Origin of the sequence: Aureimonas sp. Leaf324 (assembly GCF_001423245.1) — a bacterium.
GTDB lineage: Bacteria > Pseudomonadota > Alphaproteobacteria > Rhizobiales > Rhizobiaceae > Aureimonas.
Map to the genome: position 1 here is coordinate 695,176 of NZ_LMOH01000012.1, position 25,049 is coordinate 720,224.

25 protein-coding genes are annotated in these 25,049 nt (G+C 69.3%); 15 read left to right on the forward strand and 10 right to left on the reverse strand.

From position 1 onward, the window contains the following. Nucleotides 1-47: 47 nt before the first annotated feature. Complete coding sequence (locus tag ASF65_RS10815) at nucleotides 48-3,227, forward strand: multidrug efflux RND transporter permease subunit (protein ID WP_055888730.1); 3,180 nt, start codon at nucleotides 48-50, stop codon at nucleotides 3,225-3,227. A 26-nt stretch (nucleotides 3,228-3,253) separates the two neighbouring features. On the opposite strand, the gene ASF65_RS10820 is transcribed toward ASF65_RS10815, so the two are convergent. Together ASF65_RS10820 and ASF65_RS10825 are read right to left on the reverse strand one after the other, a co-directional pair. Further along, complete coding sequence (locus ASF65_RS10820; RefSeq protein ID WP_055888732.1) at nucleotides 3,254-4,147, reverse strand: alpha/beta fold hydrolase; 894 nt, start codon at nucleotides 4,145-4,147, stop codon at nucleotides 3,254-3,256. 71 nt (nucleotides 4,148-4,218) lie between these two features. Then, nucleotides 4,219-4,785, reverse strand: a complete 567-nt coding sequence (locus ASF65_RS10825) for a TetR/AcrR family transcriptional regulator (RefSeq protein ID WP_055888734.1) — start codon at nucleotides 4,783-4,785, stop codon at nucleotides 4,219-4,221. A 182-nt stretch (nucleotides 4,786-4,967) separates the two neighbouring features. Here ASF65_RS10825 and ASF65_RS10830 point away from each other — a divergent pair, with 182 nt between their 5' ends. Further along, nucleotides 4,968-5,366, forward strand: a complete 399-nt coding sequence (locus tag ASF65_RS10830; protein WP_055888735.1) for a RidA family protein — start codon at nucleotides 4,968-4,970, stop codon at nucleotides 5,364-5,366. Nucleotides 5,367-5,375: 9 nt separating this feature from the next. On the opposite strand, the gene ASF65_RS10835 is transcribed toward ASF65_RS10830, so the two are convergent. The 7 genes from ASF65_RS10835 to ASF65_RS10865 form a co-directional block, all read right to left on the reverse strand. Continuing rightward, nucleotides 5,376-6,785, reverse strand: a complete 1,410-nt coding sequence (locus tag ASF65_RS10835; RefSeq protein ID WP_055888737.1) for an FAD-dependent oxidoreductase — start codon at nucleotides 6,783-6,785, stop codon at nucleotides 5,376-5,378. Then, a complete protein-coding gene (gene ssuD, locus ASF65_RS10840) occupies nucleotides 6,782-7,954 on the reverse strand; it encodes an FMNH2-dependent alkanesulfonate monooxygenase (protein ID WP_055888739.1) in 1,173 nt (390 codons plus the stop codon). The genes ASF65_RS10835 and ssuD overlap by 4 nt, the downstream gene beginning before the upstream one ends. Before the next feature lie 35 nt (nucleotides 7,955-7,989). After that, nucleotides 7,990-8,535, reverse strand: a complete 546-nt coding sequence (locus ASF65_RS10845) for a flavin reductase family protein (protein WP_055888741.1) — start codon at nucleotides 8,533-8,535, stop codon at nucleotides 7,990-7,992. After that, complete coding sequence (locus ASF65_RS10850) at nucleotides 8,535-9,947, reverse strand: LLM class flavin-dependent oxidoreductase (RefSeq protein WP_055888743.1); 1,413 nt, start codon at nucleotides 9,945-9,947, stop codon at nucleotides 8,535-8,537. Before ASF65_RS10850 ends, ASF65_RS10845 begins: the two co-directional genes overlap by 1 nt. A gap of 154 nt (nucleotides 9,948-10,101) precedes the next feature. Further along, complete coding sequence (locus ASF65_RS10855) at nucleotides 10,102-10,755, reverse strand: methionine ABC transporter permease (protein WP_055888745.1); 654 nt, start codon at nucleotides 10,753-10,755, stop codon at nucleotides 10,102-10,104. Then, nucleotides 10,748-11,878 (reverse strand): ATP-binding cassette domain-containing protein, encoded by a 1,131-nt coding sequence (locus ASF65_RS10860; protein ID WP_055888747.1) that lies wholly within the window; start codon nucleotides 11,876-11,878, stop codon nucleotides 10,748-10,750. Before ASF65_RS10860 ends, ASF65_RS10855 begins: the two co-directional genes overlap by 8 nt. Before the next feature lie 47 nt (nucleotides 11,879-11,925). Further along, nucleotides 11,926-12,729 carry a MetQ/NlpA family ABC transporter substrate-binding protein gene (locus ASF65_RS10865; protein WP_055888749.1) on the reverse strand — a complete coding sequence of 268 codons (804 nt, stop codon included), beginning with the start codon at nucleotides 12,727-12,729 and terminating at the stop codon, nucleotides 11,926-11,928. On the opposite strand from ASF65_RS10865, the gene ASF65_RS21685 reads away from it, so the two are divergent. The 13 genes from ASF65_RS21685 (at nucleotide 12,728) to ASF65_RS10930 (ending at nucleotide 23,754) form a co-directional block, all read left to right on the forward strand. Further along, on the forward strand, nucleotides 12,728-12,934 hold the full coding sequence (locus ASF65_RS21685; RefSeq protein WP_055888752.1) for a hypothetical protein: 207 nt from the start codon (nucleotides 12,728-12,730) through the stop codon (nucleotides 12,932-12,934). The genes ASF65_RS10865 and ASF65_RS21685 overlap by 2 nt on opposite strands. A gap of 293 nt (nucleotides 12,935-13,227) precedes the next feature. Then, a complete protein-coding gene (msuE, locus tag ASF65_RS10875) occupies nucleotides 13,228-13,806 on the forward strand; it encodes an FMN reductase (RefSeq protein ID WP_055888754.1) in 579 nt (192 codons plus the stop codon). 28 nt (nucleotides 13,807-13,834) lie between these two features. Beyond that, nucleotides 13,835-14,941, forward strand: coding sequence for a dimethylsulfone monooxygenase SfnG (sfnG, locus tag ASF65_RS10880; protein ID WP_055888755.1), 1,107 nt, complete (start codon nucleotides 13,835-13,837; stop codon nucleotides 14,939-14,941). Nucleotides 14,942-15,085: 144 nt separating this feature from the next. Beyond that, a complete protein-coding gene (locus tag ASF65_RS10885) occupies nucleotides 15,086-15,874 on the forward strand; it encodes an ABC transporter ATP-binding protein (RefSeq protein WP_244486630.1) in 789 nt (262 codons plus the stop codon). Next, the gene (locus ASF65_RS10890) at nucleotides 15,874-16,773 is read left to right on the forward strand and encodes a branched-chain amino acid ABC transporter permease (RefSeq protein WP_055888759.1); all 900 of its coding nucleotides are present in this window, start codon (nucleotides 15,874-15,876) and stop codon (nucleotides 16,771-16,773) included. Before ASF65_RS10885 ends, ASF65_RS10890 begins: the two co-directional genes overlap by 1 nt. A gap of 3 nt (nucleotides 16,774-16,776) precedes the next feature. After that, complete coding sequence (locus ASF65_RS10895) at nucleotides 16,777-17,826, forward strand: branched-chain amino acid ABC transporter permease (protein ID WP_055888760.1); 1,050 nt, start codon at nucleotides 16,777-16,779, stop codon at nucleotides 17,824-17,826. A 73-nt stretch (nucleotides 17,827-17,899) separates the two neighbouring features. Then, nucleotides 17,900-19,267 carry an ABC transporter substrate-binding protein gene (locus ASF65_RS10900; RefSeq protein ID WP_055888761.1) on the forward strand — a complete coding sequence of 456 codons (1,368 nt, stop codon included), beginning with the start codon at nucleotides 17,900-17,902 and terminating at the stop codon, nucleotides 19,265-19,267. A 60-nt stretch (nucleotides 19,268-19,327) separates the two neighbouring features. Beyond that, nucleotides 19,328-20,110: an ABC transporter ATP-binding protein gene (locus tag ASF65_RS10905; RefSeq protein ID WP_055888763.1), complete on the forward strand. Its 783-nt coding sequence runs from the start codon at nucleotides 19,328-19,330 to the stop codon at nucleotides 20,108-20,110. A gap of 24 nt (nucleotides 20,111-20,134) precedes the next feature. Next, complete coding sequence (locus ASF65_RS10910; RefSeq protein ID WP_055888765.1) at nucleotides 20,135-21,382, forward strand: SfnB family sulfur acquisition oxidoreductase; 1,248 nt, start codon at nucleotides 20,135-20,137, stop codon at nucleotides 21,380-21,382. A 26-nt stretch (nucleotides 21,383-21,408) separates the two neighbouring features. Beyond that, entirely contained in the window at nucleotides 21,409-21,618 is a 210-nt protein-coding gene (locus ASF65_RS10915) for a dodecin (RefSeq protein ID WP_055888766.1), read from the forward strand. Nucleotides 21,619-21,661: 43 nt separating this feature from the next. Further along, nucleotides 21,662-22,135, forward strand: a complete 474-nt coding sequence (locus ASF65_RS10920; protein WP_055888768.1) for a 6,7-dimethyl-8-ribityllumazine synthase — start codon at nucleotides 21,662-21,664, stop codon at nucleotides 22,133-22,135. Between the two features lie 96 nt (nucleotides 22,136-22,231). Beyond that, a complete protein-coding gene (locus tag ASF65_RS10925; RefSeq protein WP_055888770.1) occupies nucleotides 22,232-23,065 on the forward strand; it encodes a DUF1684 domain-containing protein in 834 nt (277 codons plus the stop codon). After that, nucleotides 23,062-23,754: an MBL fold metallo-hydrolase gene (locus tag ASF65_RS10930; RefSeq protein WP_055888772.1), complete on the forward strand. Its 693-nt coding sequence runs from the start codon at nucleotides 23,062-23,064 to the stop codon at nucleotides 23,752-23,754. Before ASF65_RS10925 ends, ASF65_RS10930 begins: the two co-directional genes overlap by 4 nt. Before the next feature lie 6 nt (nucleotides 23,755-23,760). Here the strand turns inward: ASF65_RS10930 and nhaA are convergent, their stop codons facing one another. After that, complete coding sequence (nhaA, locus tag ASF65_RS10935; protein WP_055888774.1) at nucleotides 23,761-24,969, reverse strand: Na+/H+ antiporter NhaA; 1,209 nt, start codon at nucleotides 24,967-24,969, stop codon at nucleotides 23,761-23,763. Nucleotides 24,970-25,049: the final 80 nt, after the last annotated feature.

A 25,049-nucleotide genomic window follows, 5' to 3' on the forward strand; every position in this document is an offset into this window, starting at 1 on the left:
CTCCCCCGGGGCCGCCCCTCGTCCATCCACTTCGAAAGCGTAAGCCCGTGAACATTTCCCGGTTCTTCGTGGACCGTCCCGTCTTCGCGGGCGTCCTGTCCGTCATGATCTTCCTTGGCGGCCTCCTGTCCATCTTCGCGCTGCCGATCTCGGAATATCCCGAGGTCGTGCCGCCCTCGGTCGTCGTGCGCGCCGCCTATCCCGGCGCCAACCCGGCCGTGATCGCCGAGACCGTGGCGACGCCGCTCGAGGAGCAGATCAACGGCGTCGAGGACATGCTCTACATGTCGAGCCAGGCGACGACGGACGGCACGCTGCAGCTCACCGTCACCTTCCGCATTGGCACCGATCCCGACCAGGCGCAGCAGCTCGTCCAGAACCGCGTCGCGCAGGCCGAGCCGCGCCTGCCCGAAGAGGTCCGCCGCCTCGGCGTGTCGGTGGTGAAGTCCTCGCCCGACCTCATGCTGGTCGTTCACCTCACCTCGCCCAACGGGCGCTACGACCTCACCTATCTTCGCAACTACGCCCTTCTCAACGTACGCGACCGCCTCGCGCGCATCGACGGCATGGGTCAGGTCCAGCTCTTCGGCTCGGGCGACTATTCCATGCGCATCTGGCTCGACCCCGAGAAGACCGCCGCCCGCGGCCTGTCGGCGAACGACGTCGTGACCGCGATCCGCGAGCAGAACGTGCAGGCCGCGGCCGGCGTCATCGGCGCCTCGCCGAGCGTCGCCGGCGTCGAGTTCCAGCTGTCCGTCAACGCGCAAGGGCGCCTGCGGGACGTCGAGGAGTTCGCCGACATCATCGTGCGCACCGACCCCGAAACGGGCGCGATCACGCGCATTCGCGACATCGGCCGCGTCGAGCTCGGCGCCTCGGAATACGCCCTGCGCTCGCTCCTTTCCAACGAGCCGGCGGTCGCCATCCCCGTCTTTCAGGCGCCCGGCTCCAATGCCATTGCGATCGCCGACGAGGTGCGTCGCACCATGGCCGAGATCAAGCAAACGATGCCGGACGGCGTCGACTACGAGATCGTCTACGACACGACCCAGTTCGTGCGCGCCTCGATCGAGGCCGTGGTCGACACGCTGCTCGAAGCCGTGGTGCTGGTCGTGATCGTCGTCGTGGTCTTCCTTCAGACCTGGCGCGCCTCGATCATCCCGCTTCTGGCCGTGCCGGTCTCGATCGTCGGCACCTTCGCGGTGATGCATCTCCTCGGCTTCTCGATCAACGCGCTGTCGCTCTTCGGCCTCGTCTTGGCGATCGGCATCGTGGTGGACGATGCGATCGTCGTCGTCGAGAACGTCGAGCGCAACATCGAGAACGGCCTTTCCCCGCGCGAGGCGACCTATCAGGCGATGCGCGAGGTATCGGGGCCGATCGTCGCGATCGCGCTGGTGCTCGTCGCCGTGTTCGTGCCGCTCGCCTTCATCTCGGGACTCACCGGCCAGTTCTACCGGCAGTTCGCGCTGACGCTGGCGATCTCGACCGTCATCTCGGCCTTCAACTCGCTCACCCTGTCGCCGGCGCTCGCCGCCCTCCTCCTGCGGGGCCACGATGCGCCGAAGGATCGTCTGACGCGCGTCCTCGACGGCGCGCTCGGCTGGTTCTTCCGCGGCTTCAACCGCTTCTTCGGCGCCTCGTCGCGCCGCTACGGCAACGGGCTGGGACGCCTGATCACCCGCAAGGGCATGATGCTCGGCGTCTATATCGTGCTCGTCGCGCTGACGGTCGTGCTGTTCCAGAAGGTGCCCGGCGGCTTCGTGCCCGCGCAGGACAAGCAGTATCTCGTCGGCTTCGCGCAGCTGCCCGACGGCGCCTCGCTCGACCGCACCGAAGCCGTAGCGAAGCGCATGGGCGAGATCGCCCTGAAGACGCCCGGCGTCGAATCGACGATCGCCTTCCCGGGCCTATCGATCAACGGCTTCACCAACTCGTCGAACGCCGCGGTCGTCTTCCTGACGCTCGCCCCGTTCGAGGACCGCAAGACGCCGGAGCTCTCGGCCGGCGCCATCGCGCAGTCGCTGAACGGCCAGTTCGCCGGAATCGAGGAGGCTTTCACCGCGATCTTCCCGCCGCCGCCCGTCCAGGGCCTCGGCACCATCGGCGGCTTCAAGCTGCAGATCGAGGACCGCTCCGGCCAGGGCTACAAGGCGCTGGACGACGTGGTGAAGGGCTTCCTCGCCAAGGCCTATCAAGCGCCCGAACTGACCGGCATGTTCACCGGCTACGGCATCGACGTGCCCCAGCTCTTCGCCGATGTCGACCGCGCGCGCGCCCGGCAGCTGAACGTGCCGATTACCGAGATCTTCAACACGCTGCAGATCTATCTCGGCTCGCTCTACGTCAACGACTTCAACGAGTTCGGCCGCACCTACTCGGTGCGGGTCCAGGCCGACGCGCCCTATCGCGCAAGGGCCGAGGACATCGGCCGCCTCAAGGTCCGCTCGACCACGGGCGAGATGATCCCCCTGTCGGCGCTCCTGTCGGTCGACACGGTGGCCGGGCCGGAACGGGCGCTGCGCTACAACGGGTTCCTCGCCGCCGACGTCAACGGCAACGCCGCGCCCGGCTTCTCGTCGGGACAGGCACAGGCCGCGGTGGAGCGGATCGCCGCGGAGACACTGACGCCGGGCTTCGCCTTCGAGTGGACCGAGCTGACCTACCAGGAGATCATCGCGGGCAATTCCGGCATCGTGATCTTCCCGCTGGCGCTGCTCCTCGTCTTCCTCGTGCTCGCCGCACAGTACGAAAGCCTGACGCTGCCGATCGCGATCCTCCTGATCGTGCCGGCCGGCCTGTTCTCGGCGCTGGCGGGCATCTGGCTGACGGCGGGCGACAACAACATCTTCACCCAGATCGGCCTGATCGTGCTCGTCGGCCTGTCGGCGAAGAACGCCATCCTGATCGTCGAGTTCGCGCGCGAACTCGAAGCCGAGGGGCGCAGCCCGCGCGAGGCGGCGATCGAGGCGGCGCGGCTGCGCCTGCGGCCGATCCTGATGACCTCGCTCGCCTTCATCATGGGCGTCCTGCCGCTGGTCCTGTCGACCGGCGCCGGTGCCGAGATGCGCTCGGCGATGGGTGTCGCGGTCTTCTCCGGCATGCTCGGCGTCACCGTGTTCGGCCTGTTCCTGACGCCCTTGTTCTACGTCCTCGTGCGCCGGGGCGCGCGCAAGCCGGCAGCCGCCGGGCGGGAGCCGCACGCCGTCCTCCCCCACGCCTCCTGAGGCGCGGAGGCCCAAGCGCTCGCTCGTCAGCCCACGCGGGCGAAGAAGGCGAGCGCCTCGCGGATGCTGCCGGGGATCGAGCCCATATGGTCGCCCGGCACGACGCGATGTTCGGCCGTCTGCCCGGCGGCGCGGGCGCGCGCCACGGTCAGGTCGATCGCGCCGCTCGACCGCGTCTCGCCGTCGCCGTGCGACATGAGGATCGGGCAGCGGAAGCCGGAGGCGAAGCACACGGCCGAGCGCATCTCGACCTCGCGGGGGTCGGCGATGTCGAACGGCACCTCGTCGGCGAAACGCCGGAAGAAGGTGCGCGTGTCGGGGGACGCCGACAGGGCGGCCGCCGCACGAAAATCGCCGGCGAGCGCGCCGAGAAGCGTCAGCGTGCCGCCGATGCTGTGGCCGCTGATGTAGACGCGCTCCGGATCGACGTCGGGGCGTGCTCGCAGAACGGCGGCTGCGGCGAGCACGTCGTCGGTCTCGTCGTAAAAGGCCGAGAAGTCGCCAAGCTGCCCGTTCTCGCCGCGCATCGTGGGCATCAGCGCATGAAAGCCCGCGGCCACGTAGGGTGCGGCAAGGTCCTGCCAGTGACCGTGCCAGATCGCGTTGCCGCCGTGGAGCACGAGGACGGCCGGCTTGCGCGCCGAAGCATCGCCCGGCGGACTCGCCCAGGCGACGAGCTCGCGCGGGCCCGACGGGTAGCTGAGCGCCACTGCGCCGTCCGGGGCCGTCAGCGGATCGCCTTCGTCAGGTGCTGGTCCACGCTGAAGAAGCTTGGTCCGGAAGCCGGCGCGGGCCGCTCGGTAGTCGCTGCCGAGAAGCGGCGGGTCGGAGAGAGGCTCCGGCGTCGCGGCGTGGGCGGACGCGAGGCCGAGGGGCGCGAGCGCCATGGCGGCGAGGAGGGAACGACGATCGAGAACCATGGGTGCACTCCCGAGATCGGAGCGGAGCCTACGCCCGATCGGAGCGGCTGGGTAGCCGCCCGGCCCCGCGGTCAATCGGCGCGCAGGAGGCCCGAGCAGAGCTGCCGGAAGGCGTCGACGGCCTTGCCGAGGACCGCGCGCGGATCCTCCGCCGCCGCGATCCAGAGCGCCGCGTTGAGAGCCGCGCCGTTGATCAGCCTCGCTGCGGCCTCCGGGTCGACGGGCTTCACGACACGCGCGGCGATCAGGTCCTCCAGGGTGCGGATCGTCGTTCGCAGGCAGCTGTCCTGCGAGGGCCAGCGCGAGGGATCTCCGAGCACGGCGGGCCCGTCGAGAAGCACGATCCGCTGCACCTCGGGCTCCAACGCCAGCTCGATATAGGCGATGCCCTCGGCGAGCAGCGCCTCGAAACCGCCACCGACGGCGGCCGCGTCGCGCTTCGCCCGCTCTGCCATCTCGCCGTCGATCTGGTCGACCACGGCCTGAAGCAGGCCCTTCTTGTCGCCGAAGTTGTGGTAGAGCGCACCGCGCGTCAGGCCCGCCTGCGCGGTAAGCTCGTCCATCGACGCCGCCGCATAGCCCTTCTCGGCAAAGGCCGCGCGCGCGGCCGCGATCAGCCTGGCGCGCGTCGCTTCCATCTGTTCCGCCCGTCGACCCGCTGCCGCCATCGCGAATGCTCTCCCGCCCGAGCGCTTGACATACGTCGCGTATGTATGCGACCAATTCACATACGCCGCGTATATCAAATGCGCGGGAGGAAGTGAAGCGCGCGCAAGCGCCTCCACGCCCGCTCCTCCTTATCTATGTCAGGAACCGACCCATGCTTCAGCGCCAGGCCATCATTCCCGCCAACCGCCACGCCCTCTACGACGCCCATCGCTATTCTGCGGCCATCCGCTCGGGCGACCTCCTGTTCGTGTCGGGTCAGGTCGGCAGCCGCGAGGACGGCTCGCCCGAGCCCGACTTCGAGGCGCAGGTCCGGCAGGCCTTCACCAACCTCGCCAACGTCCTCGCCGCCGCCGGCTGCACCTTCGGCGACGTGATCGACGTCACCACCTTCCACACCGACCCGGAAGCGCAGTTCGAGGCGATCATGAAAGTGCGCGACGGCGTGATCGGCGCGGCGCCCTATCCCAACTGGACGGCGGTCGGCGTCACGTGGCTGGCGGGCTTCGACTTCGAGATCAAGGTGATCGCGCGCGTGCCGGCAAGTGCCTGACGCGGCGGCTCAGACGGCCTGCCGCAGGTCTCTGACGTCTCGATCCTCGGCGAGAACCTCGCCGAGGATGCGGGCGACGAGTTCGGCATGGGCCGTCACCTGCGGCAACCCCATCAACTCGCCGAACGTGCCGCGTGCCAGCGGCCCGGCGATGAGAAGACCCGGCACGACCGCGCCGTCGCGCCCGATGGCGCGGTGGGCGGCATCGACCCGCAGCCCGAGGCCGACGCGGTCGAGATCGACCAGTCCTGCCTCGTAGAGGGAGCGGACCGGCTCGCGGTCCACGACGGCGCGGTGAGCGGGCCCGGTCGTGTTGACGACGACGTCGAAGCGCCCCGTCTCGACGGCTCGCCGGCCGCGCGGCCGCCACGCGACGTGGAGCCCGTCCGCCTCGGGCCGGGAGGAGACGAGCGAAGCGGCGACGAGGCGAAAGCGGCCCTCGCCGTCCAGACGGTCGAGAACATCAGCCACCTGCGGCGCGATGCGGAACCGGTGCACATCCCAGAAGCTGCGCAGTCGATGCACCACACGGCGTCGCTCGGCCTCCGGCAGCGCGCCCCAGATTGCCGCCCCGTCGCCGCGCAGGGCATCGAGAACGGCGTGCCAGCTGATCCCCTGCCCCGTCGCCTCCGCGATCGCCTGCCGGGCGCGGCGGATGAGTTCGCTCGCCGTGCGGGCGGGGACGGACGTAAAGTCCCCGAACGGCTCGACCGCCGACGGGGCATGGCCGCGCGAGCGCAGTCCGTTGCGCGACAGCATCAGGATCGGGCCGCGATGCCCGCGCCGGTCGAGCGAGGCCACCATGTCGGCGGCCGTCAGCCCGCTGCCGACGACGAGGACACGCGCGTCCGACGGCACGCCATCCAGCGCGTCCGGCTCGCCGGGATCGGCGACCAAGCGCGGATCGCCGGCGAGAGGCCGCAGCGCAGCCGGCACCGCCGGCGGCGGATGCGTCGTCGCCACGACGAGGAGATCGGCTTGGAGCGAGCCGTCCGCGAGAGCGACGTCGAACGTCCCGTCGGCGCGGCGCGCGATCGCCTCGGCCGCGGTGCGGCGATGGACGATCCGGCCGCTCGCGACGAAGGGCGCGAGGGCGTCGGCGACGTAGCGCCCGAAGAGGCCCCGCTGCGGAAAGGCCTGGCCCGACGCGATCACGGCGTCCGGGTCGTCCGCGATAGTGCCGGTCGTCCGGAGCCAGCGTGCGAAGGCGTCCGGGTCCTGCGTGTCGAGGCTCATCCGGTCGGCGGGCACGTTGATGCGATGGGCGGGATCGCGCGTCCCATAGGCGAGCCCCGCCCCCAGGACCTCGCGCGGCTCGACGACGACGATTTGCGCCCGCCGCCCCGCCGGGGACCGCGCGAGATGGTAGGCGACGGCCGCGCCGGTGAAGCCGCCGCCGATGATCGCAATCGTCGTCACGACTGGCTGGCGATCCGCGTCGGGCGGCTGTCGCCGGCGATCGTCTCGCCGAAGGGCCCGGTGTTGACCCCGGCCGAGCGCGTGCGCAGCGGATGGTTCAAAGGCAGGCGCGGCAGGACGAGCTCGGCGAAGCGATAGACTTCCTCCAAATGCGGGTAGCCCGACAGGATGAAGCTGTCGATGCCGAGGCGGCGGTACTCGTCGATGCGCTCGGCCACCGTGTCGGGGTCGCCCACCAGCGCCGTGCCGGCGCCGCCGCGCACGAGGCCGACGCCCGCCCAGAGGTTCGGGCTGACCTCCAGCTTGTCGCGGCGGCCGCCGTGGAGGCGGCTCATGCGGGCCTGGCCGACCGAGTCCATGCGCGAGAACACCTCCTGCGCCTGCGCGATCGTCGCGTCGTCGAGGCGGCTGATCAGGTCGTCGGCCGCTTCCCAGGCCTTGGTCGTCGTCTCGCGGACGATCACGTGGAGGCGGATGCCGAAGGAGACCTCGCGCCCCTTCTTCTCCGCCAGCGCCCGCACGGTCTGGATCTTCTCGGCGACGAGCGCCGGAGGCTCGCCCCAGGTCAGATACTTGTCGATCTGTTCGGCCGCGACGTCGTTAGCCGCTTCCGACGAGCCGCCGAAATAGAGCGGCGGATAGGGGGTCTGGATCGGCGGAAAGAGCAGCCGGCCGTCCGAGATGCGGAAGTGCTTGCCTTCGTGATCCACCGTCTCGCCTGCGAGCACGCGCTTGTAGATATCGAGGAACTCGCGCGTCACCTCGTAGCGCTCGGCATGGCTGAGGAAGATGCCGTCGCCGCCGTTCTCCTTCGGATCGCCGCCGGTCACGACATTGATCAGGAGCCGGCCGTTGGAGATCCGGTCGAGCGTCGCCGTCATGCGCGCGGCGAGCGTCGGGGACTGGAGGCCGGGACGCACGGCCACGAGAAAGCGCAGCCGCTCCGTCAGCGGCGCGAGCGCCGAGGCGATCACCCAGGAATCCTCGCAGGAGCGACCGGTCGGCAGCAGCGCGCCGTAATAGCCGAGCTGATCGGCGCCCTGCGCGATCTGCTTGAGATACAGAAGATCGACGGCGCGGCCGCCCTCGCTGGTGCCGAGATAGCGGCTGTCACCGTGCGTCGGCAGGAACCAGAGGACGTTGATCGCGTCGGGAATGGAAAGGGGCATGGGCTCGGGACCTTTTTCGATCGATGCGCCGGGCGTCAGACGGCCGCGCGATAGGCGCCGTAGCGGCCATGGCTGTAGACGAGCGGATCGCCCGCCCCGAGGCGCACGGCTCGTACCGCGCCGAAGACCAGCGCATGGCTATGATGCTCGATGATCCGCTCGACCTCGCAGTCGACCACCGCAAGCGCACCTTCCAGAAGGCTTGCGCCGGTTTCGAGGATGGTCCAGTCGGCGCCGAGATAGCGGTCGGCGCCCTTCGCCCCGCCGCGCCCGGCGAAGCGGTCGGCGATGCCCTCGTGGTGTGCCGCCAGGAGGTTGACGCCGTAGTGGCCGAAGCGGCGGACCACCGGAAGCGTCGAGGACGAGAGGTTGAGCGAGACCAGCATGGTCTCCGGCTCCATCGACAGGGAATGGGCCGAGGTGACGGTGGCGCCCGTCCGATCCGCGCCGGTGCCGGCGGTGATGACGCAGACACCGCCGACGAGATGACGCATCGCATCCTTCAGGCCGGGCTCGATCGGGGGCACGGCGAGCCCGCCGGCGAGGGAATGGCTGAGGATGAAGGGAGCGGTGACGGACATCACGAGACCTCAAGCGACAGATGGGAGGAGGGCACAGCGGCAGCCGCCGTGCGCGCGGACAGATGGGAGGACACGCCGGCATGACGCGCGGTCAGGCGATCGCCCTCGCCCAAAAGGCGGCGGCGCAGCGTGCCCTCGGCATAGGCGGTCTTGTAGCGACCCCTCGCCTGCAGGGCGGGAACCACGAAGCGGCAGACATCGTGCCAGCATTCGGGCACGACGGTTCGGGTCAGGTTGAACCCGTCGATCTCGCCCTCGTCGACCCAGCGCGCCATCTCGGCCGCGACCGTGTCGCCCGAACCGACAAGGAGCGGATAGCGGCCGCCGAGCTTCAGCCCGTCGAGAAGCTGGCGCTTCGATAGGCCCTTGCGGCGCGCCGCAGCGGTGGTCGACTGGATGGCGTTGGTCGGGCCGTAGGCGATCTCGTCGTCCGGGCCGTAGCGCGAGAAATCGATGCCGCTGCCGGCGGCGAAATGCGCAAGGCCCGCCTCCGGGCTGGCATGGGCGACGTAGTCGAGAAGTCGCTCCTCGGCCTCGGCGTCCGTCGCGCCGGTGACGACGCTGAGGCCGACGAAGATGCGGATGTCGTCAACCCGGCGCCCGGCCGAGACCACGGCCGCGCGAAGCTCGCGCGCGGTGCGGCGCGCGGCCTCCGGGTCGGACGCCGAGATGAACACGCATTCGGCATGGCGCGCGGCGAAGCGCTGTCCCCGGCCCGAAGTGCCCGCCTGGAAAAGGACCGGCGTGCGCTGCGGCGAGGGCTCCGACAGGTGATAGCCCCGCCCTTGGTAGTACGGGCCTTCGTGCCGGATCTCGTGGATCGCGGCGGGGTCGGCGAAGACGCGCGCCGACTTGTCGCGGCGCACGGCGTCCTCGTCCCAGCTCGTTTCCCAGAGCTTGTAGAGGAAGTCGAGATAGTCGTCCGCCCGGTCGTAGCGCTCGTCGTGCTCGGCCATGGCGTCGCGCCCGACCGCGCGCGCCGCACTGTCGAGATAGCCGGTGACGATGTTCCAGCCGATCCGCCCGTCCGTCAGGTGATCGAGCGTCGAGAAGCGGCGCGCGAAGGTGTAGGGGTGTTCGACCGCCGTGTTGACAGTGACGCCGAAGCCGAGATGCTCGGTGACGGCGGCCATCGCCGGCACCAGCAGCGTCGGGTCGTTCACCGGCAACTGGATCGCTTCGCGCGCCGTCAGGTCGATCGAGCCGCCATAGACGTCGTAGACGCCGACGATATCGGCGATGAACACGGCATCGAAGAGACCGGCCTCCAGCGTACGCGCGAGTTCGGTCCAGTAGCCGATCGTCGTGTAGTCCTGCGACCGGTCGCGCGGGTGCGTCCACAGGCCGTGGTTGATGTGGCCGACGCAGTTCATCGTGAACGCGTTCAAAAGGATCTCTTTGCGGGCCGTCATGCCGTTTGCTCCTCGGGTCGCGCCGCGGCGCGAGAAGCAACGGTGCGCAGGAAAGTTATGGTCGCAGGCGCTCTTCCGCCACGTCGAGAGGCCGAGAACGGGGTCGCCGCGACGGACGCGGGCGGGTGGAAGCGGATCATCGCCGTGTCCCTCCTCAGCGAGTGCGCAGGCGGCGGACGGCGACATCGCCCGCGAACTGCACCACCGAGACCAGCGCCACTAGGATGACGATGACGACCAGCATCAACGTCGTGTCGAAGCGCTGGTAGCCGTAGCGGATCGCGAGATCCCCGAGCCCTCCGGCCCCGACCGCGCCGGCCATGGCCGACGCGCCGATCATGGTGACGAGCGTCACCGTGAAGCCGCCGACAAGGCCCGGCAGCGCTTCGGGCAGGAGAACGTGGTGGATGATGTGCCGCCGCCGGCATCCCATCGCCTGCGCCGCCTCGATCAGACCGGCGTCCACCTCGCGTAGCGATACTTCCGCGATGCGCGCGAAGAAGGGCGTCGCCGAGATCGACAGCGGGACGATCGCCGCCCAGACGCCGATCGTGGTGCCGGTGAGAAACCGCGTCAGCGGCAGGAGCGCGACGAGAAGCACGATGAAGGGCGTCGCACGGAAGCCGTTGACGATCGACGACAGGACGCGGTGCGCCACGGGGGCGGCGGCGATGCCGCCGGGCGCCGAGAGGACGAGGAACAGGGCCAGCGGAACGCCGGCCAGAAGTGCGATCCCCGCCGAGATGCCGACCATCGAGAGCGTGTCGAGAAACGCCTGCTGGAGGCGTGTGATCATCGCGTCAGACATAGCCGAGAACCTTCGCCTGCGTGTTCGGGATGGCGTTCAGATCGAGCCGTCCGGCGCCAAGCCTGACGGCCAGGAGGAGGCGCCCTTGCGTGTGGCCGCCGATCCGCTCGAGTGCCGCGTCGACGAGGCGAAGGCTGCCGGGGAAGCGCGCGGCGAGGAGCGCGAGATCGGGCTCCGCCGCGCCGAGATAGCGAAGTTCGACCAGCGCCTCCTCGTCGTCCGTACCGCGCGGCTCGGGCGTCAGGCGTGCCGCGAGATCATCCGGCAGGCCGCGCGTCAGCGGCGCCAGCAGCGCCTTCGTCGCCGGATGGGCCGGTCGCCCGAAGACCTGCCAGACCGGCCCGGTCTCGGCGACCTCGCCGCGGTCGAGCACCAGCACGCGGTCGCAGATCTCGCGGATCACGCTCATCTCGTGGGTGATCAGGATGATCGTGAGCCCGAGCGTGCGGTTGATGTCTTTCAGGAGCGACAGGATCTGCAGCGTCGTCTCGGGATCGAGCGCCGACGTCGCCTCGTCGCAGAGAAGGATCTCGGGGCCGGACACCAGCGCCCGCGCGATGCCGACGCGCTGCTTCTGACCGCCCGACAGGCGTGAGGGATAGACGCTCTCCTTGCCCTCGAGGCCGACCAGCGCCAGCACCTCGGCGACGCGCCGGTCGATCTCGGCACGCGGGGCGCCGGCGACGCGCAGCGGCAGGGCGACGTTCTCGCGCACCGTCTTGGCCGAGAGGAGGTTGAAGTGCTGGAACACCATGCCGACCCGGCGCCGGAAGGCGACCAGCGCGTCGGTGCCGAGCGCGGCGACATCCTCGCCGTCGACGAGGACGCGGCCCTCGGTCGGCTCCTCCAGCCGGTTCACCAGCCGCAAGAGGCTCGACTTGCCGGCACCGGACCGACCGATGATCCCGAACACGGAGCCCTCGGACACCTCGACGTCGATGCCGCCGAGCGCCCTGACGTCGCCGGACGCGGCGCGATAGGTCTTGCCGACGCCCTCGAAGCGCACCGAACCGGCGCGACGCCCGACGAGGGGGCGCTCCACCGTCCTCGATGCCTCGCGTGCGACCGGGGGAAGCGAAGCGGCAAAGCCCGATCGGGCGAGGGGAAGGGCGAGTTCGGACATGGCGAAACCTTCGGATCGGAACCGGGACAAGGCGGTGGGCCGGGCTCTCAGTTCTCCCAGGCGATCGTGTAGAGCTTCGGATCGTTGGCGAACGCCGTGCCGATCGCCTCGCGCACCCGGGGCGAGGTCTGGAAGATCTTCACGAACCGCGCGATGTCCGGGTCCGCGGCGCGGTCCTTGGCGACCACGAAGCGGATCGCGAACTGGCGGTCGTCGATGCCGGAATAGATGAGGCCGCTCGCCGGATCGAAGGCCTTGGCCGCGACGATGAAGTGCGGATAGCCGAGCGCGAGGTCGACGTCGCCGGTGACGCGCACGAGTTGCGGCCCCTCGACTTCGGTGAAGCTGAGGTTCTTCGGGTTCTCGACGATGTCGTCGAGCGTGCCCTTGAAGCCGACGCCGTCCTTCAGCTTGATGAGGCCCGCCTTTTCCAGAAGCAGCAGGCCGCGCCCCTGGTTCACCGGATCGTTGGCGATGGCGACCGTTCCGTTCTCGGGGATCTCGTCGAAGCTTTTATGCTTCAGCGAATAGAGCCCGATATTGGCGAGCGTGCCGGTGCCCACCTCGGCGAACTCGTAGCCGCGCTCGGCCACGGCGTTGTCGAGGAAGGGCTTGTGCTGGAAGTAGTTGACGTCGATGTCGCCGGCCGCAAGCGCGATGTTGGGCGTCGTCCAGTCCGAGAACTCGACCACCTCGACGTCGAGCCCCTCGGCCTTCGCCTCCTCGGCGGCCGCCGCCACGGAATCGGCATAGGCGCCCGGCGTGACGCCGACCTTGAGCGCGTCGGCATGAGCCAAGGAGGACAGCCCGAGGACGGCGGTGGCGATGCTGGCGAGAAGAAGCGTCTTCATGGGTTCCGGGCTCGAGCTTGCGTTGAGTGGCATCAGCCCGCGCCGTGCTGACGGCGTCGAACATGCCATCAGGGTAAGCCTTCAATATCTACCGACAAAGTATATTATTCTGTTTCCGTCGGACGGGACGGATTCCTTTTTCGGCGTTCTGAACCTCTCGGCGTCGGAGGGATGCAGCAAGCTCCAGGTGCCGCAGCGGGGCTGACGGTGGATCGCCGCGGACGGCCGGGCGAGGCCGGCTTCGACCCGGTCCACCGGCTGTACGAGCCTACGGAAACCGCGCACATACGCGCGAACTCGACGCCTGCGGCTCTAATGTCGGACGAGAACGGTGCGACCCTCGATCCGCAACATCGACCGACCCGCTTCGTGCTCCCGAGCGTCCGATCGACTGCCCGAAATTTGCGTCCCGGCCATCGAAATGAATAAAATCTACCTGTGAAGTAGATAATAGCCGCGTAAGCTTTCAGGCATCCAGCGACCTGAGGGGTTCCGCTCATGACCGTCCGCATTCTCGGCATCTCCGGCAGCGTCCGCCGCCCGTCGCGCACCACGACGCTGGTGGCGCAGCTGACCCGTCGCATCGCCGGTCCTCTCGGCGGAACGGGCGAGGTGATCGAACTCGTCGACGCCGCGCCCCACCTCCTCTCGGCGCTGGAGCGCGATGCGCTCGGCGAGATCGGGCAGGACCTGATCAACCGGATCGAGACCGCCGATGCGCTGGTCGTCGGCACACCGGTCTATCGGGCCTCCTATACCGGCGCTCTCAAGCACCTCTTCGATCTCGTCGATCACCGGGCCCTCTCGGCTCGGCCGGTCGTCCTCGCCGCGACGGGCGGCAGCACGCTGCATGGCCTCGTGACCGAGCACCAGCTTCGCCCGCTCCTTTCCTTCTTCGGCGCGCTGACGCTGCCGACGACGCTCTACGCCACCGAGGCAGACTTCGAGAACTTCGCGCTCACCGACCCCGCCATCGCCGCGCGCGTCGAGCGCGCCGCGCGCGAGGCCGCTCAGTTGATCGAGGCGCAGCGTCGCGTTTCGACCACCCATCCCGCCCCGATCGCCATCGGCGGCTGATCCAACCGTTCCGCCAGGGAGAACCGACATGAGCCATTCCGTCGACAACCAGCCCACGAAGTTCGCCTACTGGGTGCCGAACGTGTCCGGCGGCCTCGTGATCTCGAACATCGAGCAGCGCACTAGCCACGACCCGCAATACAACGTCGAGCTGGCGCAGGTCGCCGAGGCCGCGGGCTTCGACTACGCCCTCAGCCAAATCCGCTTCACGGCCGGCTACGGCGCCGACGAGCAGCACGAGAGCGTCTCGTTCAGCCACCATCTCCTGGCGCACACTACGCGCCTCAAGGTCATCGCGGCCATCCTTCCCGGCCCCTGGAACCCGGCGCTGGCGGCCAAGCAGATCTCGACGATCAACATCCTCACCGGCGGACGCGTCGCCGTGAACATCGTGTCCGGCTGGTTCCGTGGCGAGTTCCATGCGATCGGCGAGCACTGGCTCGACCACGACGAGCGCTACCGCCGGTCGGAAGAGTTCATCCGCGCTCTGCGGGGAATCTGGACCGAGGACGCCTTCACCCTCCGCGGCGACTTCTACCGCTTCAACGATTATTCGCTGAAGCCGAAACCCGTCGATCCGCAGCCGGAAATCTTCCAGGGCGGCTCGTCGCGCGCCGCGCGCGACATGGCCGCGCGCGTGTCGGACTGGTACTTCACCAACGGCAACACGCCGGAAGGGCTCGCTGCGCAGGTCGAGGATATCCGGGCCAAGGCCGCCGAGAACGGCCGGTCGGTGAAGGTCGGCATCAACGCCTTCGCGATCGTGCGCGACACCGAGGAAGAAGCGCTGGCGGTGCGCGACGAGATCGTCGCCAAGGCGAACCCGGACGCCGTCCACGCCTTCGGCCACGAGGTGAAGAACGCCGGCAAGGCCTCGCCCGAGGGCGAAGGCAACTGGGCGAAGTCCACCTTTGCTGATCTCGTCCAGTACAATGACGGCTTCCGCTCCAACCTGATCGGCACGCCGCTCCAGGTCGCCGAGCGCATCGTGGCTCTCAAGCGGGCGGGCGCCGACCTGATCCTCCTCGGCTTCCTCCACTTCAAGGAAGAGGTCGAATACTTCGGCCGCACCGTGATCCCGCTGGTGCGCGAGCTCGAGGCTGCGGGCGAGGCCCGGGCCATCGCGGCCGAATAGCCCCCCACCGGCCGCCGCGAGGGCGGCCGTCTCCCTCCCATCGTCAGGACCACCGAGATGACGGCTTTCCTTCTGGACGCCGCGCAGGGCTTGCCTGCGCCGTCCGACCAGTCCGGCGCGCGGGCCGAACCTCAGGCCGCACTCATGGAGCGCGGCGGCGCGGCGCTCGCCCTGTCCGGCATTTCACTGTCGTTCGGCGGCGTCAGCGCCCTGTCGGGCATCGACCTTGCCGTGCGTCCCGGCGAGATCCGCGCGATCATCGGCCCGAACGGCGCCGGCAAGAGCTCGCTCGTCAACGTCCTCAGCGGCCTCTACCGGCCCGACCGCGGCGAGATCGCGATCGGCGGCGCGAGATTCGCCCGCGTGCCGGCCGGCCGCCTGGCGCATCTCGGGGTCGCGCGGACCTTCCAGAACCTTGCGCTGTTTCGCGGCCTGTCGGTGCGCGACAACGTCGCCACCGGGCTCGCGCATCGCCGCCGCGCCACCTGGCTCGGCAACGTCCTCGGGACGCCCGGCTCGCGCCGCGACGCGCGCGCCGTGGCGTGGGCGGTCGACGAGGTGCTGACGGAGCTGCGGCTCGGCGCGATCGCCGATCGGCCGGCCGGCGCCCTGCCCTACGGCCTCCAGAAGCGGATCGAGCTTGCCCGCGCGCTCGTCGCGCGGCCGAAGGTCCTGATCCTCGATGAGCCGATGGCCGGCATGACCGCGACGGAGAAGGCCGAGATAGCCGCCGACATCCGGTCGGCCCATGCCCGCCTCGGCTGCACGATCGTCCTCATTGAGCACGACGTCGGCATCGTCATGAGCCTGTCCGATCGCGTCGCGGTTCTCGATTACGGGCGCAAGATCGCCGACGGCACGCCAGACGCCGTCTCGACCGATCCCGCGGTCATCGACGCCTATCTCGGCACCGTCCACGCGGAGGCCGCGTGATGACCGACGGCTTCGACTGGCTGTTCTTCACCGAAGTGCTCGTCGGCGGGCTCCTGTCCGGCGTCATGTACGCCCTCGTCGCGATCGGCTTCGTCCTGATCTACAAGACGTCCGGCGTCCTGAACTTCGCGCAAGGGGCGATGCTCCTCTTCTCGGCGCTGACCTTTGTCAGCCTGGTGGAGCGCGGCGTGCCCTTCGCCCTCTCGCTCGTCGCCACGCTCCTCGTGATGGCGCTTCTCGGACTTGCGATCGAGCGCACGGTCCTGCGACCGCTCACCAACCGACCGCCGATCACCCTGTTCATGGCGACGCTCGGCCTGTCCTACGTGATCGAGGGTGCCGCGCAGCTCCTCTGGGGCACGCAGGTCCACGCCCTCGACCTCGGGATCGAGGACCTGCCCTTCGATGTCGGCGGCGTCTTCGTCTCGCAGTTCGATCTCTTCGCCGCCGCGACGGCCGCGACACTGGTCGCCGCCCTCATCGCCTTCTTTCGATGGACCCGCGTCGGGCTCGGCTTCCGGGCCGTGGCCGACGACACCTACGCCGCGCTCGCGGTCGGGCTGAAGCTGCCCGTGATCTGGGCGAGCGTATGGACGGCGGCGGGCGTCGTCGCCCTCGTCGCGGGGCTTCTCTGGGGCGCGCGCCTCGGCGTCCAGTTCTCGCTGTCGCTGGTGGTGCTGAAGGCCCTGCCCGTCCTCGTCCTGGGCGGCTTCGACTCGATCCTCGGCGCGATCGTCGGCGGCCTCCTGATCGGCGCCGGCGAGAAGCTCGCGGAGGTCTATCTCGGCGAATATTTCGGCGGCGGCATCGAAAGCTGGTTCGCCTATTTCGTCGCCCTCGCCTTCCTTCTGGTTCGTCCCGGCGGCCTCTTCGGCAAACCGGTGGTGGAGAGGTATTGACCCATGTCCACCATCGCCCCAGCTAGCGCCTCGATCGGCCAGCCCGCGGTCCGACCCCGCCTGCAGGTCCCCCTCCTTCCGCTCGCCGCCCTCGCCATCGCCTACGGCGTCCTGCCGTTCGTCGGCACCGACTATCTCTTCGACGCCCTCCTCACCCCGTTCCTGGCGCTCAGCCTCGCCGCGCTCGGGCTGAACCTCCTGACCGGATATGCCGGGCAGCTCTCGCTCGGCTCGGCGGCCTTCATGGCGGTCGGCGCGTTCGCCGCGTTCAACGTCGACCTGCGGGTCCCCGGCCTGCCCATCCTCGCCTCGATCTTGCTCGGCGGCCTTGCCGCCGCGGCCGTCGGCCTCGTCTTCGGCCTGCCGAGCCTACGCCTGCGCGGGTTCTATCTCGCGGTCTCGACGCTCGCCGCGCAGTTCTTCGTCGCCTGGGCGCTGACGAAATTCGGCTGGTTCTCCAACGACAGCCCATCCGGCGTCATCGACGCGCCGGCGCTGCGGGTCGCCGGATACACGTTCGCCTCGCCCGTCGAGCGCTACCTCTTCGCCCTGACGCTCGTCGCCGGCCTGACTGCCGTCGCGTGGCGGTTGGTTAACTCGGCCATCGGTCGCGATTTCATCGCCGTGCGCGACGACGAGACGGCGGCCCGCATTATCGGCGTGCCGGTGCTGCGCACCAAGCTCCTCGCCTTCGCCCTGTCGTCCTTCGTGATCGGCGTCGCCGGCGCGCTCTGGGCCTTCGCCTACCTGCGCACCGTGGAGCCGCACGGTTTCAACCTCGACCGATCGTTCCAGATCCTCTTCATCGTCATCATCGGCGGGCTCGCGACCCTTCGCGGCGCCTTCCTCGGGGCGGCGCTCATCGTCGTCTTCCCGCTTCTCCTGTCGCGCGCCGGCCAGGCCCTCTTCGGCGGCGTCTTCGACAGCGGCGCGCTGGAGATGACGCAGCGGATGATCCTCGGGGCGCTCATCATCGCCTTCCTGATCCTCGAGCCGAACGGCCTCGCCGCTCTCCTCGACCGCCTGACACGGCGCCAGCGCCCGTCCGCCTGACGCCCCACCGACAAACCCGAACAACAACGGAGCCGGAGCGGTGTCGCTTCGGACCACAGCTGGAGTCTGCCCCATGACAAGCCTCAAACGCCTGCGCACCGCGGCCCTCGCCACCGCGCTCGCCCTTTCCGCGGTCGGCCTCGCCGTTCCCAGCCATGCGCGCGCCGACGAGCAGAATTTCCCGCTCCAGAGCTATCGCGTCGGCCCCTATGCCGCCGGCGGCACCGGCTTCTTCGGCGGCTTCATCGACTACCTCAATCTCATCAACACGCGCGACGGCGGCGTGAACGGCGTCAAGCTCACCTGGTCGGAGGGCGAGACGCAGTACGAGGTGGAGAAGGGCGTCGAGGTCTACGAGCGCCTGAAGAACGAGCCGAACATCGCCGCCTGGAACCCGCTCTCGGTCGGCATCGCCTACGCGATGATCGACCGGATCACGCAGGACAAGGTGCCGCTCGTCACCATCAACCACGGCCGCACGGACAGCACCGACGGCCGCGTGTTCCCCTACGTGTTCCCGCTTCTCCTCAACCCCTACAGCGAGACGTCGGGCATCGTGAACTACATCGCCTCCAAGGAGGGCGGGCTCGACAAGCTGAAGGGCAAGAAGATCGCCGTCCTCTATCACGGCTCGCCCTACGGCAAGGAGACGATCCCGATCTACGAGCTGCTCGCCGAGAAATACGGCTTCACGCTGACGCAGATCGAGGTGCCTCACCCCGGCAACGAGCAGCAGGCGCAGTGGCTGACGATCCGGCGCGCCAAGCCCGACTACGTCGTCCTGCGCGGCTGGGGCGTGATGAACCCGGTGGCGCTGAAGACCGCGCAGAAGACCGGCTTCCCGGTCGACCACATCGTCGGCAACGTCTGGTCGAACTCGGAGGAGGACGTGAAGCCGGCGGGCGACGCCGCTAAGGGCTACACCGCGATCACCACGCAGGCCTCGGGCAACAGCTATCCCGTGGTGCAGGAGATCGTGCGCACGCTCTACGACAAGGGCGAAGGCAACCTCGCCGACAAGGAGCGCATCGGCTCGGTCTACCACAACCTCGGCATCGTGAACGGCATCCTCAACGTCGAGGCCATCCGCATCGCTCAAGAGAAGTTCGGCCAGCGCACGCTGACGGGCGACGAGGTACGCTGGGGCTTCGAGCACCTGCAGCTCGATCCCGCCCGCGTCGAGGCGCTGGGCGCCAAAGACCTCTTCCACTCGATCAACGTCACCTGGGACAACCACGAGGGCGACGGCTACGTGACCTTCCAGCAGTGGGACGGCGCCAGGTGGAACGTCGTCTCCGACTGGATCGCGCCGGATTGGGCGCTGCTTCGCCCGATCATCGAGAAGTCCGCCGAAGCCTATGCCGCCGAGAAGGGCATCACCCTGCGCACCGCCGCCGACGCCGAGACCGTGGCGAGCGGCAAGCAGGCGGCCGCGCAGTAAGGCGCCGCGGGGAGCCGCGCCGCCCGCGGCTCCCCCTCTTTCGAACCACCGGAGGCCCGCATGTCCGCTGCCGCACCGCCGATCCTCGCGCTCGAGGCGCTCCACGCCGTCTACGACGCGTCGATCCTCGCCCTCTCCGGCGTCTCGCTCGCTGTCGGACATGGCGAGATCGTCGCGATCCTCGGCTCGAACGGGGCCGGAAAGTCGACCATCCTGAAGGCGGTCTCGCGCCTCCTCAAGGCCGAGCGCGGGCGGCTGACGGACGGGCGCATCCTCTTCGAGGGCGAGGACACCGCGTCGCTCTCGCCGGGCGATCTCGTGCGACGCGGGCTCGTGCCGGTGCTGGAGGGGCGCCACTGCTTCAAGTCGCTCACCGTCGAGGAGAACCTCGTGACCGGCGCGATCGGCCGCGGGTCCTCGCGGAGCCAGACGGCCGAGGATCTCGCCCGCGTCTATGCGACCTTCCCGCGCCTTGCCGAGAAGCGTCGGCTCGCCGCCGGGCTCGTGTCGGGCGGCGAGCAGCAGATGGTGGCGATCGGCCGCGCCCTGATGGGGCGCCCCCGCCTCCTTGTCCTCGACGAGCCGTCGATGGGTCTGGCGCCCAAGGTCGTCGAGACGATCTTCGCCGCGCTCACCGAACTCAACCGCCGCGACGGACTGTCGATCCTCGTCGCGGAGCAGAACTCGGCGGTCGCGCTCCGCCATGCCGATCGTGCGGTCGTCATCGAGCACGGCGCATCCGTCCTCGCGGGCACCGCCGCCGAGCTTCGCGCCCGCGACGACATCCGCGCCTTCTATCTCGGCCTCGGGTCCGCCGCCCCGGCCACCGCACCCCATCCCTGATTTTTGACGACAAGGAGCCGATCCATGACGATCGCCGGACAGAAGATCGAAGCCGCCGGACAAGCCGTTCCGGGCGTGCCGCGCCCGACCGCGCCCGCCCACATCATCGGGGACGACGCGGAGGCCATCGCGGTCGCCCACGCGATCGCCGAGCGCATCCGCCCCGGCGCCGCCCGGCGCGATGCCGAGCGCATCTGGCCGGTCGAGGAACTCGACGCCTATTCGCAGTCCGGCCTCTGGTCGATCAACGTGCCCAAAGCCTTCGGCGGCCCCGAGGTCTCCTACGCGACGCTCGCCAAGGTGATCGAGATCGTCTCGGCCGCCGATCCGTCGATCGGCCAGATCACGCAGAACCATCTCGGCGTCGTGGCCGCGATCCGCACCGTCTCCGACGAGGCGCAGAAGGCGCTTCTCTTCTCCGAGGTCCTGAAGGGCGTGCGCTTCGGCAATGCCTTCTCCGAGTTCGGCTCCAAGCGCGCGGCCGACTTCGAGACGCGGTTCGTCGATGCCGGCGACCACGTGGTCGTGACGGGTCGCAAGTTCTATTCGAGCGGCGCCCTCCTTGCCCATCTCGTGCCGATCGTGGCGCTCGATGAGGAGGGTCGCGCCTGGTACGCCATCGCCGACCGCAACGCCGAGGGCCTCACCGTGATCGACGACTGGTCCGCCTTCGGCCAGCGCACCACCCTGTCGGGCACCGTCATCCTCGACGTGGTGAAGGTGCCGAAGACCCATCTCGTGCCGGGCTACAAGGGCTACGAGGTGCCGACGGCCGACGGCGCGATCTTCCAGATCATCCAGGTCGCCGTGGACACCGGCATCGCGCGTGCCGCGATCGAGGACACGATCGACTTCGTGCGCACGAAGTCGCGCGCCTGGATCGATTCCGGCCTGGAGCGGGCCTCCGACGATCCCTATACGATCCAGGCCGTCGGCTCGCTGACCGTGCGCCTCCACGCCGCGCAGGCGCTGCAGGACCTGGCCGGCCACGCGGTGGACCGCGCGGTGGCAAACCCGACCGCCGAGAGCGTCGCGGCGGCGCAAATCGCGACGGCCGAGGCCAAGATCCTGTCGACCGAGATTGCGATCGAGGCCACCAACAAGCTGTTCGAGCTCGCCGGCACGCGCTCGACGCTCGCCGAGCACGGCCTCGACCGCCACTGGCGCAATGCCCGCACCCACACGCTGCACGACCCGGTGCGCTGGAAATACGCGATCGTCGGCCAGCACGCCCTCAACGGCGTCAACCCGCCGCTCCACGCCTGGAGCTGATCGCCTCCCTTTCGAAGGATTGTCCCATGTCGGAACACAGCTATAAGCTCGTCGAAGTGGTCGGCTCCTCGCCGGTCTCGATCGAGGATGCGATCTCGAACGCGATCGGCGACGCCTCGCGGTCGCTGCGGCACATCCGCTGGTTCGAGGTCGTCGAGACCCGCGGCCATGTCGAGGACGGAAAGGTCGCCCATTATCAGGTGACGCTGAAGATCGGTTTCACCCTCGAGAGCTGACGGCGCCAAGGCCCGCCGTCACAGCCATCCAACGGAGCGTTCCATGCCCGAATCCCGCTTCGCCTTCGTCAAGGCGCAGTGGCACGCCGACATCGTCGACCGTGCGCTTCTCGGCTTCACCGAGATCATCCCGTCCACCCAGGTCGACGTCTTCGACGTGCCCGGCGCCTTCGAACTGCCGCTGATGGCGCGCGATCTCGCCGCGACCGGCCGCTACGACGCGGTCGCGGCCGCCGCGCTCGTCGTCGATGGCGGCATCTATCGCCACGACTTCGTGGCGCAGGCGGTCGTCGACGGGCTGATGCGCGCGGGGCTCGACACCGGCGTGCCGGTGCTGTCGGTCTCGCTGACGCCGCATCACTACCAGGAAACCGACCACCACCGCGGCATCTTCCAGGCGCATTTCGTCGAGAAGGGCCGCGAGGCGGCGCGGGCGGCACTCGCGATCGTCGCGCAGCGTCGGCGGCTCGCCGCCTCGCCGCGCGACGTCGCCCCCTTGCGCGAGGTCGGCCGCTAGACGCTCGCGGCCGGGCGCCCGGCCGGTTGCACGGACGCCCGGCATCGCTACATCCGGTCCGGCAACGAGGCCGCCAACCTTTCGAGGACCAACCCGATGAGCGATCCCGCCGCGACCGAATTTGCCGCTTGGCGCGAGCGGCGGCTCGCCGATCTGGCGCGGCCCGACGGCTGGCTCAACATCGTCGGCCGCTATCCCTTGGAGAACGGCACGTTCCGCATCGGAGCCGCGCCGGACAACGACATCGTGCTGCCGGCCGGCCCCGCCGAGGTCGGCACGCTGACGCAGGACGACACGGGCGTGCGCTTCCAAGCCACGGGAGACGCTCAGGAGCAGCGCCTCGCCCTGTCGAAGTCGGCGCCGCCGCGCTTTTCGAGCGGCAACCTCCTTCTCGAGGTCACGACGCTGAACGGCGAGAACGCGCTTCGCGTGCGCGACACGACGCCGATCGAGGGTGAGCGCCTGCCCCGTCTGACGGCGTTTGCCTACGATCCGTCCTGGCGGATCGTCGCCCGGTGGGAGCGGCTCGACGCGCCGCATTCGGTCGAGATCGACACGAGCCGCAGCATCCGCACCGAGGTCGAGGCGACGCACCGTGCTGTGTTCGAGCGGGAGGGCGAGCGATATGAGCTTCTGGCCACGCACGGCACGCCCGAGCGCCCGCAGTTCGTCTTCCGCGACGCGACGGCCAGGACCAGCGAGACCTATCCCGCCGCGCGCTTCCTGTTCGGCGAGGACGTCGCGGACGACACCATCGTCCTCGACTTCAACCACGCCGTCAGCCCGCCTTGCGCCTTCACCGACTTCGCGGTCTGCCCGCTGCCCCCGCCCGGCAACGTCCTGCCGATCCGCATCGAGGCCGGCGAGCACGCCCCGGCGGCGCACGGAACCGCGCCGAAAGCGGGATACGCAACGGAAGACGACCGATGAAGATCACCTTCTACGCCCATGCGAGCTTCCGGCTGGAAGCGGACGGCCTTGCGGTCGTCACCGACCCCTATACGCCGGCGCCCGGCAACAGCGGCTTCGACCGCATCGACGAGCCGGCCGACATCGTCCTGATGAGTTCGGCGACCGACCGCTTCCATTCCGATCCAAGCCATGTCCTTGGAAACCCGGCGGTGGTCAACGCGCTGGAACTGCCGCCGGAGGGCGCGGTGGTGAAGGGGCTCGCCGTGCGCTCGTTCCCGGCCTACGAAAGCCTGACCTTCGACTTCCGGAAGGAATTCAACCGCGATCCCGATGCCAACGCGCTCTACCTCTTCGAGCTCGGCGGCATCCGGGTCCTCCACATGGGCGACATCGGCAACCCGGTGGCGGACGAGCATCTCGAGGCGCTGGCCGGCAAGGTCGATCTCCTGTTCGCGCTGACCGGCGAGCATGCGACGATCGCGCTCGACGATCTCGACCGTGCGATCGAGCGCATCCGTCCCGGCGCGATCATCCCCATGCACTACTACAGCGCCAAGGGCGTGCTTGCGATCGAGCCGGTGGAGCGCTTCCTCGATCGCTTCCCAAGCGATCGCGTGCACCGCGTGGGGTCCAGCAGCATGGACCTGACCCGCGACATGCTGCACGCGGAGGCGCCGCCGGTCTTCGTTCTCGAGCAGTCTCGCTGACGCGCGTCAGGCGGTGTCCGCCTGGGGCATCCGGGATCGGGCCAGCGACAGGACGACGGCACCGGCGATCCCCGAGGCGACCGACCCCAGAAGCACGCCGAGCTTCACCTCGTCCTGCAGCAGCGGATCGGTCGGAAAGGCGAGAAGGCCGATGAAGAGGCTCATCGTGAAGCCGATGCCGCACAGGAGCGAAACGCCGTAGACCTGAACCCAGGTCGCCCGCTCCGGCAGGCTCGCCCAGCGCGCCTTGACCGCCAGGGCGACGAGCCCGAACACGCCGATCTGCTTGCCGAGGAAGAGGCCCGCCGCGACGCCGAGCGGCACCGGATCGAGAAGCGCCGAGGGGCTGAAACCCGCGAACGAGACGCCCGCATTGGCGAAGCCGAAGATCGGGACGATCGCGAAAGCGACCCATGGCTGGATGGCGTGCTCCAGCTTCAGGAGCGGCGGCTCGTACTCCTGCAGCCCCGGCGTCTCGACGACGAGCGGAATGGTCAGCGCCAGGATGACGCCGGCAAGCGTCGCGTGGATGCCCGACAGGAAGACGAGCCCCCAAAGCACCGCGCCGAGCGCGAGATACGGCAGAAGACGCGTCACCCCGGCCCGGTTCAGGCCGACGAGGACCGCGACGACGACCGCCGCGCCGGCGAGCGCCGCGATGTTGAGATCGGCGGTGTAGAAGAAGGCGATGATGAGGACGGCGCCAAGATCGTCGATGATGGCGAGAGCCGTCAGGAACACTTTGAGCGAAAGCGGCACGCGCTTGCCGAGGAGCGACAGGACGCCGAGCGCGAAGGCGATGTCGGTCGCGGCGGGAATGGCCCATCCGCCGATGCTCTGCGGGGACGCGGCGTTGAAGGCGACATAGATGAGGGCGGGCGCAGCCATGCCGCCGAGCGCGGCGAGACCCGGAAGCGCGCGCGCCTGCCAGGTCGACAACTGCCCGCCGACGACCTCGCGCTTGATCTCGAGTCCGACCAGCAGGAAGAACACGGCCATCAGCGCGTCGTTGATCCAGTGGAGGACCGAAAGCCCTCCAACATATACGTGCAGGGCCTCGAAATAGGCGGGAGCGGCAGGCGAGTTCGCAATGATCAGCGCCAGCGCCGCGGCGGCCATCAGGACGAGGCCGCCCGCAGCCTCGCTGCCCATAAAGCGGCGTAGGAGACCGGACGGGCGAAGGCTGCGGCTGTCGGCGACGGGCGGAGAGGACATGGCTCTGCGATCCTTCTTGCGAAAGGTTGATCCAGTTCTCCGTCGGTTTTGGGAAGCCCAGGGCGCACGCAGCACACGCC